At 69.0% G+C, this 17,085-nt stretch carries 17 protein-coding genes; 12 read left to right on the top strand and 5 right to left on the bottom strand.

Translation table 11 applies throughout. The annotated features are described in order from the left end of the window. Nucleotide 1 precedes the first annotated feature (1 nt). The gene (locus AC3WR5_RS17855; protein ID WP_492486004.1) at nucleotides 2-1,075 is read right to left on the bottom strand and encodes a metallophosphoesterase; all 1,074 of its coding nucleotides are present in this window, start codon (nucleotides 1,073-1,075) and stop codon (nucleotides 2-4) included. Nucleotides 1,076-1,336: 261 nt separating this feature from the next. Between AC3WR5_RS17855 and AC3WR5_RS17850 the strand changes: the two genes are divergently transcribed. After that, on the top strand, nucleotides 1,337-1,801 hold the full coding sequence (locus tag AC3WR5_RS17850; protein ID WP_141290360.1) for a cyclic nucleotide-binding domain-containing protein: 465 nt from the start codon (nucleotides 1,337-1,339) through the stop codon (nucleotides 1,799-1,801). 35 nt (nucleotides 1,802-1,836) lie between these two features. On the opposite strand, the gene AC3WR5_RS17845 is transcribed toward AC3WR5_RS17850, so the two are convergent. Both AC3WR5_RS17845 and AC3WR5_RS17840 read right to left on the bottom strand, forming a co-directional pair. Continuing rightward, nucleotides 1,837-2,403 (bottom strand): adenine phosphoribosyltransferase, encoded by a 567-nt coding sequence (locus tag AC3WR5_RS17845; protein ID WP_492486003.1) that lies wholly within the window; start codon nucleotides 2,401-2,403, stop codon nucleotides 1,837-1,839. Between the two features lie 48 nt (nucleotides 2,404-2,451). Next, the gene (locus AC3WR5_RS17840; RefSeq protein WP_492486002.1) at nucleotides 2,452-4,449 is read right to left on the bottom strand and encodes a cation:proton antiporter domain-containing protein; all 1,998 of its coding nucleotides are present in this window, start codon (nucleotides 4,447-4,449) and stop codon (nucleotides 2,452-2,454) included. 58 nt (nucleotides 4,450-4,507) lie between these two features. Between AC3WR5_RS17840 and AC3WR5_RS17835 the strand changes: the two genes are divergently transcribed. From AC3WR5_RS17835 to AC3WR5_RS17820, 4 genes are read left to right on the top strand one after another with little or no spacing between them, the layout of a single operon-like run. Then, nucleotides 4,508-5,494 (top strand): KpsF/GutQ family sugar-phosphate isomerase, encoded by a 987-nt coding sequence (locus AC3WR5_RS17835; protein WP_492486001.1) that lies wholly within the window; start codon nucleotides 4,508-4,510, stop codon nucleotides 5,492-5,494. Nucleotides 5,495-5,496: 2 nt separating this feature from the next. Next, nucleotides 5,497-6,078, top strand: coding sequence for a KdsC family phosphatase (locus tag AC3WR5_RS17830; protein WP_492486000.1), 582 nt, complete (start codon nucleotides 5,497-5,499; stop codon nucleotides 6,076-6,078). Nucleotides 6,079-6,088: 10 nt separating this feature from the next. Next, nucleotides 6,089-6,793 carry an LPS export ABC transporter periplasmic protein LptC gene (lptC, locus tag AC3WR5_RS17825; RefSeq protein ID WP_141291868.1) on the top strand — a complete coding sequence of 235 codons (705 nt, stop codon included), beginning with the start codon at nucleotides 6,089-6,091 and terminating at the stop codon, nucleotides 6,791-6,793. Nucleotides 6,794-6,798: 5 nt separating this feature from the next. Beyond that, nucleotides 6,799-7,575, top strand: coding sequence for an SDR family oxidoreductase (locus tag AC3WR5_RS17820; protein WP_492485999.1), 777 nt, complete (start codon nucleotides 6,799-6,801; stop codon nucleotides 7,573-7,575). Between the two features lie 241 nt (nucleotides 7,576-7,816). Here AC3WR5_RS17820 and rbp read toward each other — a convergent pair whose 3' ends face one another. After that, on the bottom strand, nucleotides 7,817-8,293 hold the full coding sequence (gene rbp, locus AC3WR5_RS17815) for an RNA-binding regulator (protein WP_231010596.1): 477 nt from the start codon (nucleotides 8,291-8,293) through the stop codon (nucleotides 7,817-7,819). Between the two features lie 306 nt (nucleotides 8,294-8,599). Here rbp and AC3WR5_RS17810 point away from each other — a divergent pair, with 306 nt between their 5' ends. From AC3WR5_RS17810 to AC3WR5_RS17785, 6 genes are all read left to right on the top strand, one after another. Continuing rightward, nucleotides 8,600-9,439, top strand: coding sequence for a helical backbone metal receptor (locus AC3WR5_RS17810; protein WP_492485998.1), 840 nt, complete (start codon nucleotides 8,600-8,602; stop codon nucleotides 9,437-9,439). Nucleotide 9,440: 1 nt separating this feature from the next. Further along, a complete protein-coding gene (locus AC3WR5_RS17805; protein WP_492485997.1) occupies nucleotides 9,441-10,082 on the top strand; it encodes a MarC family protein in 642 nt (213 codons plus the stop codon). A 110-nt stretch (nucleotides 10,083-10,192) separates the two neighbouring features. Then, a complete protein-coding gene (creB, locus tag AC3WR5_RS17800; RefSeq protein WP_492485996.1) occupies nucleotides 10,193-10,891 on the top strand; it encodes a two-component system response regulator CreB in 699 nt (232 codons plus the stop codon). A gap of 4 nt (nucleotides 10,892-10,895) precedes the next feature. Continuing rightward, nucleotides 10,896-12,338 (top strand): two-component system sensor histidine kinase CreC, encoded by a 1,443-nt coding sequence (gene creC / locus AC3WR5_RS17795; protein WP_492485995.1) that lies wholly within the window; start codon nucleotides 10,896-10,898, stop codon nucleotides 12,336-12,338. 96 nt (nucleotides 12,339-12,434) lie between these two features. Beyond that, complete coding sequence (creD, locus tag AC3WR5_RS17790) at nucleotides 12,435-13,886, top strand: cell envelope integrity protein CreD (RefSeq protein ID WP_492485994.1); 1,452 nt, start codon at nucleotides 12,435-12,437, stop codon at nucleotides 13,884-13,886. Between the two features lie 3 nt (nucleotides 13,887-13,889). Next, entirely contained in the window at nucleotides 13,890-14,231 is a 342-nt protein-coding gene (locus AC3WR5_RS17785; protein ID WP_492485993.1) for a hypothetical protein, read from the top strand. Here the strand turns inward: AC3WR5_RS17785 and AC3WR5_RS17780 are convergent. Next, a complete protein-coding gene (locus tag AC3WR5_RS17780; protein WP_492485992.1) occupies nucleotides 14,222-15,172 on the bottom strand; it encodes a LysR family transcriptional regulator in 951 nt (316 codons plus the stop codon). The two genes, AC3WR5_RS17785 and AC3WR5_RS17780, sit on opposite strands and share 10 nt — an antisense overlap. Before the next feature lie 94 nt (nucleotides 15,173-15,266). On the opposite strand from AC3WR5_RS17780, the gene AC3WR5_RS17775 reads away from it, so the two are divergent. Beyond that, entirely contained in the window at nucleotides 15,267-16,976 is a 1,710-nt protein-coding gene (locus AC3WR5_RS17775; protein WP_492485991.1) for a GMC family oxidoreductase, read from the top strand. The last annotated feature ends 109 nt before the right edge of the window (nucleotides 16,977-17,085 follow it).

Raw genomic sequence — 17,085 nt, 5'->3', positions numbered from 1 at the left:
TTCAGCTCGGCGTTGGCTTGCCGAAGCCGCTGGTCGGCAGCTCGCCACCGTGGTCGAACACCAGCGTGCGCTCGGGCCAGCGCAGTGCCGTCAGCGGCGTGGTGTGGCCGACAGCCTGGCCGTGGCGGCGTTCGTGGAAGCGGCCGCCGGCCGAGAAGTCGACGCAGAACACATTGCCTTTCGCGCCGTGCCAGGCATGGGGTGCGATGCCGGCGAACAGCTGCGGCTCGGCCTTGGCGTGGGGCGACGAAGCCGGGGTTTGCACCCGGCGCCAGAAGTGCCCGAAGACGACGGGCACCGGCTCCTGGTAGTGGTCCCACCAGGCCACGCGTTCGACGAAACGCCACTGCCCACCGGCGAAGAAGGTGGCCTTGCCGGGCTGCTCCAGGCCCGAGGTCAGCACCCGCAGCGGGTTGCCCATCTGCCGGCCCACTTCGTAACCCGCCACACCCGGCAGCAGCGGCACGCTGCTGCGCGGGTTGACCAGCGCCGCGGCCCAACTGCTGCGTTCGGCTTGGCTGGCTGCAAACTGTCCACTGTCGGCCAGCTGGCGCTCGGTGGTGGCTTCCCAGTGGTCGAACAACTCGTGCAGCGGCGGCGCAGGCGTGGGCAGCTGGCGCAGCGCCTGGATGGAGGGCGCGTGCCAGGCTGCGTGCACCACGCGCAGGTCCGGCCGCTCCAGTGCAAACGGCTGCCGCATCAGAAAGCGCAGCAGCGCCTGGCGCTGGTCGCCGGGCAGGCGCATGTAGGGCTCGTACTTGCGGTCGCGGTCCGAGTCCTGGCCCCAGAACCAGTCGTTGCCGTCCTTGCGCTCGCCGCGCAGCAGGTTCAGCTCGTGATTGCCCAGCACCAGCTGGCCGTGGCCCGCTTCGATGATGCCGCGCACCCGTGCGAAGACCCGTGGCGTGTCCGGCCCGCGGTCGCAGAGGTCGCCAACGAACACCAGCCGCCTCCCTTGCGCGTGCCGGCCCAGGGTGTCGTAACCCAGCCGCGCCAGCAACTGGTCCAGCGCGTCGGCTTCACCGTGCACGTCGCCAATGATGTCCAGCGGGCCCTGGGCCAGTGCTTGCAGCATGACGGTTCGTCGGCTCCTGGGTAAGGCGGCGCAAGAGGCGCGCTGCGGCCATGCAGAACTGCGAAAATCGTGCCCGCAAGTTAGGTCATTTTGCCGCCACGTTCCGTGCCTGCTGAGGACGAACGGCGCCAGCGCGGCGATGAATGCCCAGTTTGGGGGATTGTTACAGCCATCGCCCCGATCCAATAATCCGGCATTGCCAATCAATGGGTTGCTGCGCTTGGGCGCGGGCCCGTGGCAAGCAGTTCCAGGAGAAGAACAATGTCGAGCGTGCTGGTCCAGGCCATTCAGTCCTTGAATGCAGACGATGCATTCAGGCCGCGCTTTGACGACAAGCAGTGGGCGCTGTTCGAGAGTTACCTGCAGCAGCACAAGCTGCGCGCCGGTGACCTGTTGATCCGCCACCGCGACATGGACCGCAACATGTACCTGCTGGAAAGCGGCACGCTGCAGGTCTACGTGCCCGACGCCGGCCCCGCCCGCCGTGCCGTCGCGATCCTGCGCTCCGGTGCGGTGGTCGGCGAGCCCAGCATGTTCGGCGAAACCCCGCGCATGGCCCAGGTCGAGGCCATGTCGCCTGCGGTGGTGTGGGTGTTGACCCGCCCGCGCTTCGAAGAGCTGCTGACCCGCCAAGGCGACATGGGCATCGAGCTGCTGCGCTCCATCGGCGCGGTGATGTCCGAACGCATGCGTGCCAACCTGGACCGTGGGCTGCCGCTCGCCTGAGTGGTTTGCCGTACCCGGCGAACCGGGTGCCCCATTCAAGGGCCTGAAAAATCGACGAGGGTGAACAGCGGCAGGCCAGCCTCGCGCAGCTTGTCAGACCCACCCAGCTCCGGCAGGTCGACGATGGCCGCACCTTCGATCACCGTTGCGCCCAGTCGCTCCAGCAGCCGCTTGCCGGCCATCATCGTGCCGCCGGTGGCGATCAGGTCGTCGATCAGCAGCACGCGGTCGCCAGGCTTGACGGCATCGGTGTGCACCTCGACCGTCGCGCTGCCGTATTCCAGCTCGTAGGTCTCCTCGACCGTGGTGAAAGGCAGCTTGCCCTTCTTGCGGATCGGCACGAAGCCGACGTTCAGCTCGTAGGCCAGCACCGAACCGATGATGAAGCCGCGCGCATCCAGCCCGGCGATGACGTCCGGCCGGGTGTCGAAATAGCGGTGCACGAACTGGTCGATCAGCACCCGGAAGACCCGCGGGTTCTGTAGCAGCGGCGTGATGTCGCGGAACTGCACGCCCGGCACCGGCCAGTCCGGCACGGTGCGGATGTGCTCGCGGATGTAGTCGCTCGGGCGGTCGGTGAGCAGGGCGGGGGCGATGGTCATGAGGCGGTTCGGGCTGCTTGCGCGGCCCGAGATTTTGCGCTCAACCCATCAGCCTTCCAGCAGCTTGGCCTCTGCCAGCGCCAGCGCCTCGCTCAGGCCGGACAGCACCAGCGTGTCGCCCGGCGCCAGTAGCAACGTGTCGGCTGGCGCCATCACGTGGCCGTTGGCCCGCCGCACCGAGACCACCTGCACCTCCAGCTCGGCCAGCGCCTGCGCGTGCAGCGTCTGGCCGACACAGGCCGCACCGGCGGGCAGGCTGACCGAGCGCAGCCGCGCGGCCTGGTTCTCCGGCCCGGCGTTGTCGTCGGCGCCGTGGAAGTAGCCGCGCAGCAGGCTGTAGCGCGCGTCCCGTGCGTCCCGCGCCAGGCGGATCACGCGGCGCATCGGCACGCCCACCAGCACCAGCGCATGGCTGGCCAGCATCAGTGAACCTTCCACCGCCTCGGGCACGACCTCGGTCGCACCGGCAGCGCGCAGCTTTTCCAGGTCCGTGTCATCGATGGTGCGCACGACCACCGGCACCTGCGGTGCATGCCGGCCCACCAGGCCCAGGATCTTCAATGCCGACGGCGTGTCCGGGTAGCTGATGACCACCGCCGCCGCGCGCGACAGGCCGGCCGCCATCAGGCTTTGCAAGCGCGCAGCGTCGCCAAAGACCACGCTCTGCCCGGCCGCAGCCGCCTGGCGCACGCGGTCGGGGTCCAGGTCCAGCGCCATGTACGGGATCTCTTCCTGCTCCAGCAGGCGCGAGAGGTTCTGCCCGCTGCGGCCAAAGCCGCAGATGATCACGTGCTGCTCGTTTCGGATCGCCTTCTTGGCGATGGTCGTCAGCTGCACCGACTGCATCAGCCAGTCGCTGGCCGCCAGCCGCATCACGATGCGGTTGCTGTACATCACGATGAAGGGCGTGGCCAGCATCGACAGCACCATCGAGGCCAGCACCGGGCTGATCCAGCGCGGATTGATCAGGTGCTGCTCGGCGCCCAGGCTCAGCAGCACAAAGCCGAACTCGCCGGCCTGCGCCAGGTACAGCCCGGTGCGGATGGCCACGCCAGGCGCTGCGCGAAACGCCCAGGCCAGGCCCGCCACCAGCGCGGCCTTGGCGATCACCGGCATCATCGTCAGCAGCAGCACCAGGAACCATTCGTCCCACACCGGCCGCCAGTCCAGCTTCATGCCGATGGTGATGAAGAACAGGCCCAGCAGCACGTCGTGGAAGGGCCGGATGTCGGTCTCGACCTGGTGCTTGTATTCGGTCTCCGCCACCAGCATGCCGGCGACAAACGCGCCCAGCGCCAGCGACAGCCCGGCGTGTTCGGTCATCCAGGCCAGGCCCAGCGTGACCAGCAGCAGGTTCAGCACGAACAGCTCTTCACTCTTCTGCCGCGCCACCAGCGTCAGCCACCAGCGCATGAAGCGTTGGCCGCCGACCAGCAGCACCGTCAGCAGTGCAATCGCCTTCAGCAGTGCAATGCCCAGCGCCATGGCCATCTCGCCGCCCGGCGAGCCCAGCGCCGGGATCAGCACCAGCAGCGGCACGACGGCCAGGTCCTGGAACAGCAGCACGCCCATCACGCGCCGGCCGTGTTCGCTTTCCAGCTCCAGCCGCTCGGCCAGCAGTTTCACGACAATGGCGGTCGACGACATCGCCATCGCACCGCCCAGTGCAATGGCGCCGGCCCAACCCAGCTCCCAGCCCATGCGGGTGAACGAGAACAGCCAGGCCAGCACCAGGTTGCCGGCCACCGCGCCGAGGATGGTCAGCATCACCTGGCTGAGGCCGAGTCCGAAGACCAGCGTGCGCATGCTGCGCAGCTTGGGCAGGTTGAATTCCAGCCCGATCACGAACATCAGGAACACCACGCCGAACTCGGCCAGGTACTTCACAGCGGCCGAATCCTTGGCCAGCGACAGGGCATTCGGCCCGATCAGCACGCCCACCGCCAGGTAGCCCAACATGGGTGGCAGCTTGACCAGCCGGCAGGCGACCACGCCGACCACCGCGGCCAGGAGATAAAGCAGAACCAGCTCGAGGGTGGATGCCATGCAGCGGGGGGACCGTTCGTCGACCTAAAATCGCCCCATTCTGAACCAGACCACCGCTTTGAACCCCACCTCACCCTTCGATGCCGAGCGCGCGCTCTCCCTGGCCCGCGAGACCCTGACGATCGAGGCCGACGCCTTGCTGGCGCTGCGCGGGCAGATTGATGGCGCCTTCGTGCAGGCCATGCGGGCCATGCTGGACACCCGCCACCGGGTGATCGTGATGGGCATGGGCAAGAGCGGGCACGTGGGCCGCAAGATCGCCGCCACGCTGGCGTCTACCGGCACGCCGGCGTTTTTCGTGCACCCGGGCGAAGCCAGCCATGGCGACCTGGGCATGGTCACGCCGGGCGACGTGGTGATCGCGATCTCCAATTCCGGCGAGAGCGACGAGCTCAACGCCATCCTGCCGCCGATGCGCCGGCTCGGCATTACGCTGGTCGCGATGACAGGCCGGACGGACTCTTCGCTGGCCCGGCATGCCGATTTCGTGCTGAACACGGCCGTGCAGAAGGAAGCCTGCCCGCTGAACCTCGCGCCCACCGCCAGCACCATCGCGCAGATGGCGATGGGCGATGCGCTGGCCGTGGCGCTGCTGGACGCACGCGGCTTCCGCGAACACGACTTCGCCCGCTCGCACCCGGGCGGCGCGCTGGGCCGCAAGCTGCTGATGCACGTGCGCGACCTGATGCGCGGCGGCGAGCAGGTACCGCGCGTGCCGGCCGATGCCAGCTTCAGCGCGACCATGCGCGAGATGACCAGCAAGGGACTGGGCGCGACCGCGGTGGTCGACGGCGACAAGGTGCTGGGCATCTTCACCGACGGCGACCTGCGCCGCATGATCGAGACCGGGGCCGACCTGCGCGCAATGAAGGCGCACCAGGTCATGCACCCGCATCCCAAGCTGGTCCGCGACGACGCCCTGGCGGTCGAAGCGGCCGACCTGATGGAGCAGCACCGCATCACCAGCGTGCTGGTCGTGGACGCCGCCGGCCACTTGGTCGGCGCGCTGAACACCAACGACCTGCTGCGCGCGAAGGTGATCTGACGATGGCGATGCCTGCTGCCGCGCTGTCCTTCCCGCCCGAACTGCTGCTGCGCGCCCAGGGCAGCGGCCTGGGCCTGAAGGCCGCGATCTTCGACGTCGATGGCTGCCTGACCGATGGCCGCATCTACATCGGCGAAAGCGGCGAACAGTTCAAGGCCTTCTCCACGCTGGATGGCCAGGGCCTGAAACTGCTGGTGCAAGGCGGCATCACGCCGCTGGTCATCACCGGGCGAGATTCCCCGGCCGTGCGCCGCCGCGTGGCCGACCTGGGCCTGCAGCATGCGATCTACGGCGTGCACGACAAACTCGCCGCTGCCGGCCCGCTGCTGGCCTCGCTGGGCCTGGACTGGGCCGACGTGGCTGCGATGGGCGACGACTGGCCGGACCTGCCGCTGATGCAGCGTGCCGCCTTCGCCTGCGCGCCGGCCAACGCCCACGCCGAGGCCAAGGCGCTGGCCCAGCACGTCACCGCCGCCGCCGGCGGCCACGGCGCCGCGCGCGAATTCTGCGACCTGATGCTGATGGCCAATGGCCGCTACGCCAGCCTGCTGCACGGGCACCTGACGACGCTGGACGGCGCCTGAGCCCGCGCGCATGAGTCCACAGCTGCATTTGCCTGACCTGCCCGAGGTGCCCGTGGCATTGGGGCACGAGAAAACGCCGCCGCCCGACCAGGCGAGCGCCGCCGACATCCGCGCCAGCTGGCGCCAGCGCATTGGCAGCCTGCTGGGCACCGCCATTCCGTTGCTGATCATGACCTTGCTGGCCCTGGGCTCCTGGTGGCTGGTGAAGAATTCGCCGCAGCCGCCAAGCGAGCGGCTGCGCTCGGCCCCGGCCCATGTGCCGGACTACCGGCTGGAGCGCTTCACGCTGCAGCGCTACGACCCCAGCGGCCGGCTCAAGGTGCAGATCCAGGGCGAACACCTGCGCCACTTTCCCGACACCGACGAGGTCGAGATCGACACGGTGCACGTCGAAGGCTACGACCCTGACGGCCGGGTGACCCGTGCCACCGCGCGCGAGGCGATTGCCGCCGGCGACGGCTCGGTCGTGCAGCTGATTGGGGGCGCGCACGTCATCAGCACCGGCAACACCGGCGAAACCGTCGACTTCGTCGGCGAGCACCTGCTGGCCGATTTCAGGGCCCACGTGGTGCGCTCCGAGCGGCCGGTGCAGGTGCGCCAGGGCCGCAGCGAATTCACCGCCGATGCGATGGTCTACGACGAAGCCAGCAGCATCTTGACGCTGACCGGCCCGGCCCGCGCGGTGATGACGCCGGACCGGAGCGGCAAACGGTGAGCGCCGTGAAACCGCTGGTTTTCATCACCGGTGCCTCCAGCGGCATTGGCCAGGCGCTGGCCCTGCGTTATCACGCGGCTGGCTGGCGCGTGGCGCTGGTAGCGCGCCGGGCCGAGGTGCTGCAGGCCTGGGCGGTGCAGCAAGGCTGGGCGGCAGGGGACTTTCACGTCTACGCGGCCGACGTGCAGCAGGTCGACAGCATTGTCGCCGCCGGCCAGCGCTGCATGGCCGAAGCTGGTTTGCCGGATGTGGTGATTGCCAACGCCGGCATCAGCGTCGGCATGGACAGCACGGTGCGCGAGGACCTGGCGGTGATGCAGGAGACCTTCGCGACCAACAACGTGGGCCTGGCGGCCACCTTTCATCCCTTCCTCGCGGCCATGCAGGCCCAGCGCCGCGGCACGCTGGTCGGCATTGCCAGCGTCACGGCGATCCGGGGTTTGCCTGGGCATGGGGCCTATTGCGCCAGCAAAGCCGCAGTGGTGGCTTATTGCGAGAGTTTGCGCGGGGAATGCCGGCCTTACGGCGTGCGCGTCGTGACGCTGTTGCCAGGCTATATCCAAACTCCGCTGACGGCGTCGAATACCTATCCGATGCCGTTTCTGCTGACACCCGAGACATTTGCCGACAGGGCTTTCCGGGCCATTGCGGCGGGCACCAGCTACCGCGTGATCCCCTGGCAAATGGGGGTGGTGGCCAAGCTGCTGCGGCTGCTGCCCAACCCGGTGTTCGACCGTTTGTTGGCAGGCCGCGGCCGCAAGAAGCGGCGCGGCGACAGCTGAGCCGGGCGCTGGTTAGCGTCGGTGGGCCCCGCGCTTGGCGCTTGCGGGTGGCGTGGGCGCTTGGCGTCATTGTTCAGACGTTCGCAAGGACGCCACCGTGCGCCGCCCGAGCGCTTTTGCCGCGAGGACGAAAAAAAACGCAGCGGTGAACGCTGCGTTTTTCTTGGTGCGCGAAGCTCGCGCAACTTTGGTTTCAAACCCGCCGGCTCAAATCACCGGCAGGGTTTGGCTGAGCTTTGGCTCAGTAGCCGCCGCGGCCACCGCCGCCGCCACCACCACTGCGGCCACCGCCGCCGTAGGGGCTGCGACCACCACCGCCGCCACCACCGCCGTAGCCGCCACCACCACCGCCGCCACCGCCGTAGGGGCTGCGGCCACCGCCGCCACCACCTGCGCCGCCGCCGTAGCCGCCGCCACCGCTGCGGCTACCACCGCCGCCGCCACCACCACCGAAGCCACCCGGACGCTCTTCACGCGGACGTGCTTCGTTCACGACGATGGCGCGGCCTTCCAGAGGCTGGCCGTTCATGCCGTTCACAGCGGCTTGGGCTTCGGCATCCGAGCCCATTTCCACGAAGCCGAAGCCCTTGGAACGGCCGGTTTCGCGGTCCATCATGACCTTGGCGGACGTGACGGTACCAAATTCACCAAACGCTTGTTGCAGAGAGTCGTCGCGCACGCTGTAAGCGAGGTTGCCGACATAAAGCTTGTTTCCCATGGGGAACGCTCCTATCAATCACAAAAAGACCATGTGGAGCTTCAACCCAGCGTGAACCATCAAGCGAAGGTGCCGCGTCCATACACAGCAAACACGAGGCAGCAAAAGCAAGCTGCCCCAGCCCATTATGAGACTATTTTTGCGTTCGCGGCAAAAGCTTGCTTGTCAATTTGTCGTTTTTCTGCGCTGCATCTGCAGCCAGACCAGGGAACCACCAATTGATGCCGGCTGCACAGGCCTTGATGGCCGATGTAGCGGGTTGCCAAGCATGCGAGACTCGGCCGGTGTTTTCCATGGATCGCGGCCATGCCTGACGAATTGCAGCCTGCCAGCGCTTGCCGCATTGCCTGCCTGGTGCCCAGCCTGACGCTGCTGCTGGTGCGCTTGGGCCTGGGGCCCTGGCTGGTCGCGAGAACTGGATTCTGCATCCATCCGGCCCAAGCCGTGCGGGAAGTTTCGAAAGTCGGTGGTACCAAGGACGTGAACATGGCCAAGCTGCAGCGGCTCGCACCGACCCACGTGCTGGTCAATGTCGACGAAAACCGGCTCGACACCGTCCAGGCGCTGCGCGAATGGCGCACTGCAAATGGTGCGCCGCTGCAGCTCATCGTCACGCATCCCTGCGGCCCGGGCGATCATCCCGCCCTGCTGGACCAGCTGGCCGCCGCGTTTGGCGAGCTGCCCGGCGTGGCGCAGGCGCTGGCCGCCGAGCGGGCTGCTTTTGCTGCGGCCTGGCAGGCCAGCCTGGCACCGCCTGTGGCACGCGAGGAGATCCTTTGCCTGGTCTGGCGCGCGCCGTGGATGTCGGTGGCACGCGACACTTACATCAGCCGCCTGCTGGCGCACGCCGGTTTGATGACGCTGCCGGACACACAAGGCGGTGCCAGCGGCGCCGCACGCTACCCCGTGCTGCGCGGCGACGAGCCGTGGCTGGCCGATGTGCGCTGGGTGCTTCTGCCGAGTGAGCCCTACCGCTTCGAAGAGGCCGACGTGCAGGCCGTGCAACAACTCTGCCCGCGCGCCGAATGCCTGGCGGTGGACGGCGAGGCGCTGTCCTGGCATGGCGGCATGGCGATCGAAGGCTTGCAACTGGTGCGGCAACTGGCCGGTCGCATCCTGAACCGACTGGCCCTGGAAAACACCTGAGATGGACCTGCTCAAACCGCTGATCGCGCTGCTGGCGATCGTCAACCCGATCGGCGTCGTGCCGTTTTTCATCCACTTCACCCAGGGCATGACCCCCGAGGAGCGGCGCAGGACGCTGCGCACCACCTCGCTGACCGGCTTCCTGGTGGTTTCCATCAGCAGCCTGGCCGGGCTGAAGATCATCGAGTTCTTCGGCATCTCGGTGCCCTCGTTCCAGGTGGGCGGTGGCGTGCTGCTGCTGATCTCCTCGATCAACATGCTCAATGCCCAGCCCGGCGACACCCGGCCCAGGGACGTGCAGGAAGGCCGCGCCAAGGCCGAAGCAGGCGCGTCCATCGCCGTCGTGCCGCTGGGCGTGCCGCTGCTGACCGGCCCGGCGACGATCTCGACCATGGTGATCTATGCCGAGAAGACCCGCACCTTCTGGGAGCACGCGGTGCTGGTGGGCTACGGCGTGGTGGTCGGCGTGGCGACCTTCCTGGTCTTCTCGGCCGCAGGCCGCATCGCCCGCGTGCTCGGCCAGACCGGCATCGACGTGATGACCCGGCTGATGGGCCTGATCCTCGCGGCGATGGCGGTGGAACTGCTGGCCGACGGGCTGTTGAAGCTGTTCCCGGTGCTGGGTGCGACCAGTTTCAGCTGACCTCAATCCATGACCACACCTTCAAAGCGGGCCGAGCGCCGGGCCGCTCCCAAGCCGGCCCGCGTTCCCTCGGGGGACCGGCCGACGTACACGTCGGACGAGGGGCTGTCATGATCTTGTTGCTGGAGGATGACCCGGCAATTGCCGCCACTGTCGTCTTTGCGCTGCAACGCGAAGGCTTCGAGGTGCAGCACCACCTGCTGCTCGGCGAAGCGCGCCAGGCTGCGGTGCGCCAGCCACCGCAGGCCGCGGTGCTGGACCTGGGCCTGCCCGACGGCCACGGCATGGACCTCTGCCGCGCCTGGCGCCAGGGCCAGGACGCCGCGCTGCGCGTGTTGCCTGTGCTGATGCTGACCGCTCGCGCAGAGGAGATGGACCGCGTGCTGGCGCTGGAGACCGGTGCCGACGACTACCTCACCAAGCCGTTCAGCCCGCGCGAGCTGGTCGCACGGCTGCGCGCGCTGCTGCGCCGCGCCAGTTTCGCGGCACCGGCGCCGCAGGCTGGCGGCCTGTTCGAGCTGGACGAAGCTGGCCAGCGCGTGCGCTACGCCGGCCAGCCCTTGCCGTTGACGCGCCTGGAATACCGGCTGCTGGTTGCGCTGCTGCAGGCGCCCGGCCGCATCCTGTCGCGTGAATGGCTGCTGGACGCCGCCTGGGGCCAGCAGAGCGAGGCCACCGACCGCACCGTGGACACCCACGTCAAGACCCTGCGCGCCAAGCTGCGCGACTGCCGGCCGGACCTGGAGCCCATCACCACGCACCGTGGCCTGGGCTATGCGCTGGAGCTGCCGCCACCTGCGGCGCGCTGAGCCCATGCGCCTCGGCCTGCGCCTGCTCGGTGGCTTCCTGCTGATCAGTGGCCTGGCCGCATTTTTCGTGCTGCGCGTCTTCCTGGCCGAGATCAAGCCCAGCGTGCGCGAGGTGATGGAAGACATCCTGGTCGACAGCGCGAACCTGCTGGCCGAGTCCGCGGCCGACGACCTGGCCGTGCTGCCGCCCGGCGGCACGCTGGCGGGCAGCGCCTTTGCGCGCCAGGTGCAGGCCTATGCCAGCCGGCCGGTGGACGCGAAGATCTGGGGCCTGGACAAGCGCAGCCTGGACTTCCGCGTCTACGTGACCGACGCCGCCGGCCGTGTGGTGTTCGACTCCGCGCCCACGCCGGCCACCGGCGCCGATTACTCGCGCTGGCGCGACGTCTCGCGCACGCTGCGCGGCGAATACGGTGCACGCGCCACGCGCGAAGTGCAGGCCGACGACCGCACCTCCGTGATGTACGTGGCCGCACCCGTCCAGCGCGGTGGCAAGCTGCTGGGCGTGCTGACGGTCGGCAAGCCCATGGCCACGGTGCAGCCCTTCATCGACCGCGCCGAGCAAAAGATCTTCTGGGCCGGCGTGTGGCTGCTTGGCTTGTCGCTGGCCATCGGTCTGCTGGTCACATGGTGGGCGGTGCATTCGGTGCGGCGGCTGCGCGGCTATGCGCTGTCGGTCGGCACGCACGACACGGCCACCGCGCCGCGCCCACCGGACCTGCCGGGCGAGCTCGGCGAGCTGGCCCAAGCCATGGACCGCATGCGCCTGCGGCTGGAAGGCCGCGAGCAGCTGGCGCACGACGTGCGCGCGCTGACGCACGAGCTGAAAAGCCCGCTGACGGCGATCCAGGGCGCTGCCGAGCTGCTGGGCGACGAGTTGCCCGCGCCGGACCGCCAACGCTTTGCACTGCAGATCGACGACCAGGTCGACCGGCTGCGAGACCTTGTGGACAGCGCGCTGGAACTCTCCAAGCTCGAAAGCCGGCAGGCGCCGGCGCGCCGCGAGGCCGTGGACCTGGTCGCACTCAGCGAACAGGTGCTGGCCCAGCACCAGGCCAGCCTGAGCCAGGCCGGCTTGCAGGTTCAATGGCTGAGCCAGGAGCGAGTGACTTTGCAGGGCGACGCCGAGGCGCTGTCGCTGGCGCTGTCCAACCTCGTGGCCAACGCCTGCCGACACGGCGCCGCGGGTGGTCTGCTGGAACTGAGCGTGCGGCGCGAAGGCCGCGAGCTGCTATGGACATTGCGCGACCACGGCCCCGGTGCGCCGGCCTACGCGCTGCCGCAGCTGGGCCAACGCTTCTTCGCCACTGTCAGCCCGCGCGACGGCCGCAAGGGCAGCGGGCTGGGTCTGGCCATCGTCGGCCAGGTCATGGCCTTGCACGGCGGCAGCTGGCAGGCCGAGAACTGCCAGCCGGGCTTGCGCGTCACGCTGCGCTTTCCTTTGTAGCCCCACTTCACCTTCGCTTCACACAGCCCTCGCTGGCTTCACCGGCCTGCGGGAAGCTGCCGCCCATCGCATTCAAACGAACGAGAGGGCAGGCAGATGAAATACCAATTGCTGGGCAAGGGGCTGGCCGTGGGCGGCTTTGCCGTGATGTTGTCGCTGGTGCTCACGCGCATCAGCTTCCTGGTCGACGAACGCGCCGCGCGCCAGCAGGACGCCGTGCGCAGCGTGCAGCAGTCCCAGGCCGGGGCGCAGACGCTGGTCGGCCCGCTGCTGCAGCGCGCCTGCAGCGAAGAGTGGGACAGCGAGGTCGGCGAGGGCAAGGAGCGCAAGCGCGTCGTCGAGCGGCGCGACTTCACGCTGCAGGCCGCGCCCGCCGAGCTGACGGTCGACAGCACTCTGCGCAGCGAGCCGCGCTACCGCGGCCTGTTCAAGGTCAACGGCTATGCCGGCCACTTCAAGCTGGACGCTTCCTGGGCGTCGGCAGATGCGATGAAGCCGCGCGCCGAACACGCGGACGGACGGCTGCAGTGCCGGCCCTCGGTGCTGTGGCTGGGCCTGAGCGACGTGCGCGGCGTGCGCGAGGCCAGCGCCACCGTGGCCGGTAAGACGCGGGCGGTCAAGCCGGGCACGCCAAGTGGCGAGCTGGCCCAGGGCTTCCATGTCGAGCTGCCCGAGGGTTGGCCAACCGCGGCGGACAGCGCCGCGCTGGCCGTACACGTCGAGCTGGAACTGGTGGGCACCGCGCGCCTGGCGCTAGTGCCGGTCGGTGAGGCCACGCGCTGGGTCACGAAGTCCGACTGGCCGCACCCGTCGTTCGGCGGGCGCTTCCTGCCGACCGCGCGCGACATCACCGACCAGGGTTTCGATGCGACCTGGCAGGTCTCGGCACTCGCCTCGGCCGCGCCGCGGCAGGTGCTGTCCGGTGCGAAGCTGTGTGAACCTGCCGCGGCTTTGGCCGAGCCGGGCGATGAAACGGCCTATCCCACCGCGGTTGCCGCCGCCGCGTCCGACTGCCTGGACACGCTGGCCGTCTCGTTCATCGACCCGGTCAACCCGTATGTGCTGAGCGACCGGGCGACCAAATACGGCCTGCTGTTCGTCGGTCTGACCTTCATTGCGGTGGCGCTGGTCGAGGTGCTGGGCCGCGGCCGGGTGCGGCGCGTGCACCCGATCCAGTACGCGCTGGTCGGCCTGGCGCTGACGCTGTTCTTCCTGCTGCTGCTCAGCCTGTCCGAGCACCTGGCGTTTGGCATTGCCTACGGCATTGCGAGCGCGGCCTGCGTTTCGCTGCTGGGCGTGTACACCGCGCACATGCTGGGCCGCCGGCGCGATGGCATCACCTTCGGTGGCGCGATGGCGCTGCTCTACGGGCTGATGTACGTGCTGCTGCAGCGCGAGCAGACCGCGCTGGTCATCGGCTCGGTGGGCCTGTTTGCCGCAGTGGCGGCGGTGATGTGGCTGACCCGTGGTGTCGACTGGTACCGGATGTTCGACGAGGCCCTGGCGACTGCGCCGACCCAAGCCGTGCCTCGTGCCGCTGCGGAGTGAGTCATGCCAGGCGTGTTCTTCGACATGTTCTTTGCGCTGCTGGCGGTCTGCCTGATTGCCTGCCCGCTGATGATGACCTTGGCCCTGGCGGGCTTGTGCCTGCGCATGACCCGCGACTGGGCCGCGCGGGTGCTGTACCGCGGTGCCTGGGGCACGATGCTGTGGGTGCTGGCGGCGCGTTGTGTCGCCGCGGCGTGGCCGGAGTGGCGGGTTGGCAGCTGGTGGGTGGCGCTGCCGGCGGGCATGGTCGGCTTCGGTGCCTGGTCGCTTGCCGGCAGCCTGCTGGACCTGCTGCGTCGCGAATGGCGCGAGCAGCACCGGCTGTCGGTCGAAGTTCAGTCCTGAACCGCTTCACTGGCCGCGGCGCCCGGCTGCCAGATGCGCGCGGCGACCTCGAACAGCAATGCGATGGCCGCTGCGCGCTCGGCTGGCAGTTCCGGGTTCGCGGCCGGCGGCCGGGCGATCAGCGTCAGTGAGGTGTCCAGCGCATGTGAGCGCGAGACAGCCAGGCCGGCCTGGTCTGCCTCGCGCAGCGCCACCGCCTCGCGCGCCAGGCTGAGGCCGAAACCGGCCTTCACCAGGTCCACCATCGATGCTTCCTGGTCAACGCGGGCGACGCTGCGTGGCCGCTGCTGCAGGCGCTTGAACAGCGGCTGCAGCAGCCGGTGGTGCACAGAGTCTCGTGGCGTGTGGATCCACGGCAGCTCGGCCAGGGCCTCCCAGCTGCGGCCCTGCAGCCGCGCTTGCCAGCCGCGCGGCGCGATCACCACGTAGCGCACCGGGGCCAGCGGCAGCACCTGTAGCCGCCTGCCGTCCGGCTCGCCGAGGCAGAACGCCAGATCCAGCCGGCCGGCCAGCACCTCGGCCATCACGCTGCCGGAAATGCCGTGGCGCAGTTCCGGATGCAACTGCGGCCCGCGCTGGCGCACCGCACGCAGGAATTCTCCCAGGCGGATGGCGGCGGGATCAAGGATGGTGCCCAGCGTGATGGGCACGTTGGCTGGCATGGCGGCTTCGGTGCCGCGCCCGCCTTCGGCCAGCCGTGTGAGCCGTTGCACCGCGTCCACTGCGTCGCGCGCCGCCGGCAGCAACTGCTCGCCTTGGGCTGTCAACGCCAGGCCGCGGCCGGTGCGACGCAGTAGCGTCAGGCCGAGGCGCTGCTGCAGGCCGGCCAGCTGCATCGAGACGGCGGTTGGGCTGCAGGCCAGGGTGTCGGCGGCACGGGCCAGCGTGCCGTGCGTGGCCACGGCGACCAGCGCCTGCAATTGCCGCAGGTCAGGGCGCATGTGAGTTCAAGTGGATTGGAATCAGAGCGGGTTCACGAGTGTGCCCGCCGCCGAACGCGGGGTCTACAGTCGGCGCAGGAGACAGATCACATTCATGAGCGAAGCGACTTACGACGTCATCGTGCTGGGCGCCGGCACCGCCGGCTGCCTGCTGGCCAACCGGCTCTCGGCCGACCCCGATTGCCGGGTCTTGCTGATCGAGGCTGGTGGGCATGACGACTACCTGTGGATCCACATTCCCGTGGGCTACCTGTACTGCATCGGCAACCCGCGCACCGACTGGCTGTACCAGACCGACGCCGACCCCGGCCTGAACGGCCGCCAGCTGCGCTACCCGCGTGGCAAGGTGCTGGGCGGCTGCTCCAGCATCAACGGCATGATCTACATGCGCGGCCAGGCGCGGGACTACGATGGCTGGGCCGAACTGACCGGCGACCCAGCCTGGCGCTGGGACGAATGCCTGCCGCACTTCCTGCGCCATGAGGACCACTGGCGCGGCGAGGTGCCCGGCCTGCATGCCGCGCCTGGTTTCGACCCGCGCGGCCAGCGCAGCGGCGGCGAGTGGCGGGTCGAGAAGCAGCGCCTGTCCTGGGAGATCCTGGACGCATTTGCCAAGGCTGCCGAAGAGGCCGGCATTCCGGCCACGACGGACTTCAACCGCGGCGACAACGAAGGCGTGGGCTATTTCGAGGTCAACCAGCGCAGCGGCATCCGCTGGAATGCGGCCAAGGCCTTTTTGCGGCCGGTGGTGGGCCGGCCCAACCTGCAGGTGTGGACCGGCGCCACGGTGCAGCGCCTGCTGTTCACGCATGACGCGGACGGCGCCTTGCGCGCCAGCGGCGTCGAGATCCTGCCGGTGAATGGCGGCGCGCCGGTGCAGGCGCACTGCCGCGGCGAGGTCGTGCTGGCCTGTGGCGCGGTGGGCTCGCCAGCGGTGCTGCAGCGTTCGGGGCTGGGGCCGGCGGATTTGCTGCAGCGCCTGGGCATCGAGGTGCGCCAGCCGCTGGCGGGTGTGGGCGCCAACCTGCAGGACCATTTGCAGATCCGCGCCGTCTTCGGCGTGAACGGCGTTCGCACGCTCAACACCATGGCCAGTTCGCACTGGGGCAAGGCGCGCATCGGGCTGGAATACCTGCTGCGCCGCAGTGGGCCGATGAGCATGGCGCCGTCGCAGCTCGGCGCCTTCACCCGCTCGGACCCGGGCAAGCGCTGGGCCAACCTGGAGTACCACGTGCAGCCGCTGTCGCTGGACGCCTTCGGCGAGCCGCTGCACCGCCACAACGCCTTCACAGCCAGCGTCTGCAACTTGAACCCGGCCTCGCGCGGGCGGGTGCAGATCACCTCCAGGGACCCGGCTGCTGCGCCGTCCATCCTGGCCAACTACCTGTCGGCCGAAGAGGACAGGCGCGTGGCGGCCGATTCGCTGCGCGTGACCCGTCGCATCGTGCAGATGCCGGCGCTGGCGCGTTACCAGCCGAAGGAGCTCAAGCCCGGCCTGCAGTTCCAGACCGACGATGAGCTGGCCCGGCTGGCGGGCGACATCGGCACGACGATCTTCCATCCGGTCGGCACCTGCCAGATGGGCCGCGCCGACGATTCCGCTGCGGTACTGGACAGCCGGCTGCGCGTGCGCGGCGTGCGCGGGCTGCGCGTGGCAGATGCCAGTGTGATGCCGCGCATCACCAGCGGCAACACCAATTCGCCAACGCTGATGATTGCCGAACGTGCGGCGGCCTGGATCATTGCCGAGCGGCAGGCTGCGCAACGCGAAGGTGCACCGGTGGCCCATGCATCAGTTGTCTGATGACGGAAAGGGTAGGTAAAGATCCGTATTTTGACCGGGAAAGCCCTGATGCGAAAAACGTGCTTGCTCCATTACAGTGCAGGCACTTTCAGCGCAATGCCCTTCTGTG

This window comes from Ideonella sp. FW305-24 (assembly GCF_058788035.1).
Note: the sequence above shows the minus strand (reverse complement) of the source record. Positions and strands in the feature narration are given on the sequence as shown.

Coding starts and splice junctions, on each gene's coding strand:
- AC3WR5_RS17855 (WP_492486004.1), bottom strand. CDS start 1,075: ATGCTGCAAGCACTGGCCCAGGGCCCGCTGGACATCATTGGCGACGTG.
- AC3WR5_RS17850 (WP_141290360.1), top strand. CDS start 1,337: ATGTCGAGCGTGCTGGTCCAGGCCATTCAGTCCTTGAATGCAGACGAT.
- AC3WR5_RS17845 (WP_492486003.1), bottom strand. CDS start 2,403: ATGACCATCGCCCCCGCCCTGCTCACCGACCGCCCGAGCGACTACATC.
- AC3WR5_RS17840 (WP_492486002.1), bottom strand. CDS start 4,449: ATGGCATCCACCCTCGAGCTGGTTCTGCTTTATCTCCTGGCCGCGGTG.
- AC3WR5_RS17830 (WP_492486000.1), top strand. CDS start 5,497: ATGGCGATGCCTGCTGCCGCGCTGTCCTTCCCGCCCGAACTGCTGCTG.
- lptC (WP_141291868.1), top strand. CDS start 6,089: ATGAGTCCACAGCTGCATTTGCCTGACCTGCCCGAGGTGCCCGTGGCA.
- rbp (WP_231010596.1), bottom strand. CDS start 8,293: ATGGGAAACAAGCTTTATGTCGGCAACCTCGCTTACAGCGTGCGCGAC.
- AC3WR5_RS17810 (WP_492485998.1), top strand. CDS start 8,600: ATGCCTGACGAATTGCAGCCTGCCAGCGCTTGCCGCATTGCCTGCCTG.
- AC3WR5_RS17805 (WP_492485997.1), top strand. CDS start 9,441: ATGGACCTGCTCAAACCGCTGATCGCGCTGCTGGCGATCGTCAACCCG.
- creB (WP_492485996.1), top strand. CDS start 10,193: ATGATCTTGTTGCTGGAGGATGACCCGGCAATTGCCGCCACTGTCGTC.
- creC (WP_492485995.1), top strand. CDS start 10,896: ATGCGCCTCGGCCTGCGCCTGCTCGGTGGCTTCCTGCTGATCAGTGGC.
- creD (WP_492485994.1), top strand. CDS start 12,435: ATGAAATACCAATTGCTGGGCAAGGGGCTGGCCGTGGGCGGCTTTGCC.
- AC3WR5_RS17785 (WP_492485993.1), top strand. CDS start 13,890: ATGCCAGGCGTGTTCTTCGACATGTTCTTTGCGCTGCTGGCGGTCTGC.
- AC3WR5_RS17780 (WP_492485992.1), bottom strand. CDS start 15,172: ATGCGCCCTGACCTGCGGCAATTGCAGGCGCTGGTCGCCGTGGCCACG.
- AC3WR5_RS17775 (WP_492485991.1), top strand. CDS start 15,267: ATGAGCGAAGCGACTTACGACGTCATCGTGCTGGGCGCCGGCACCGCC.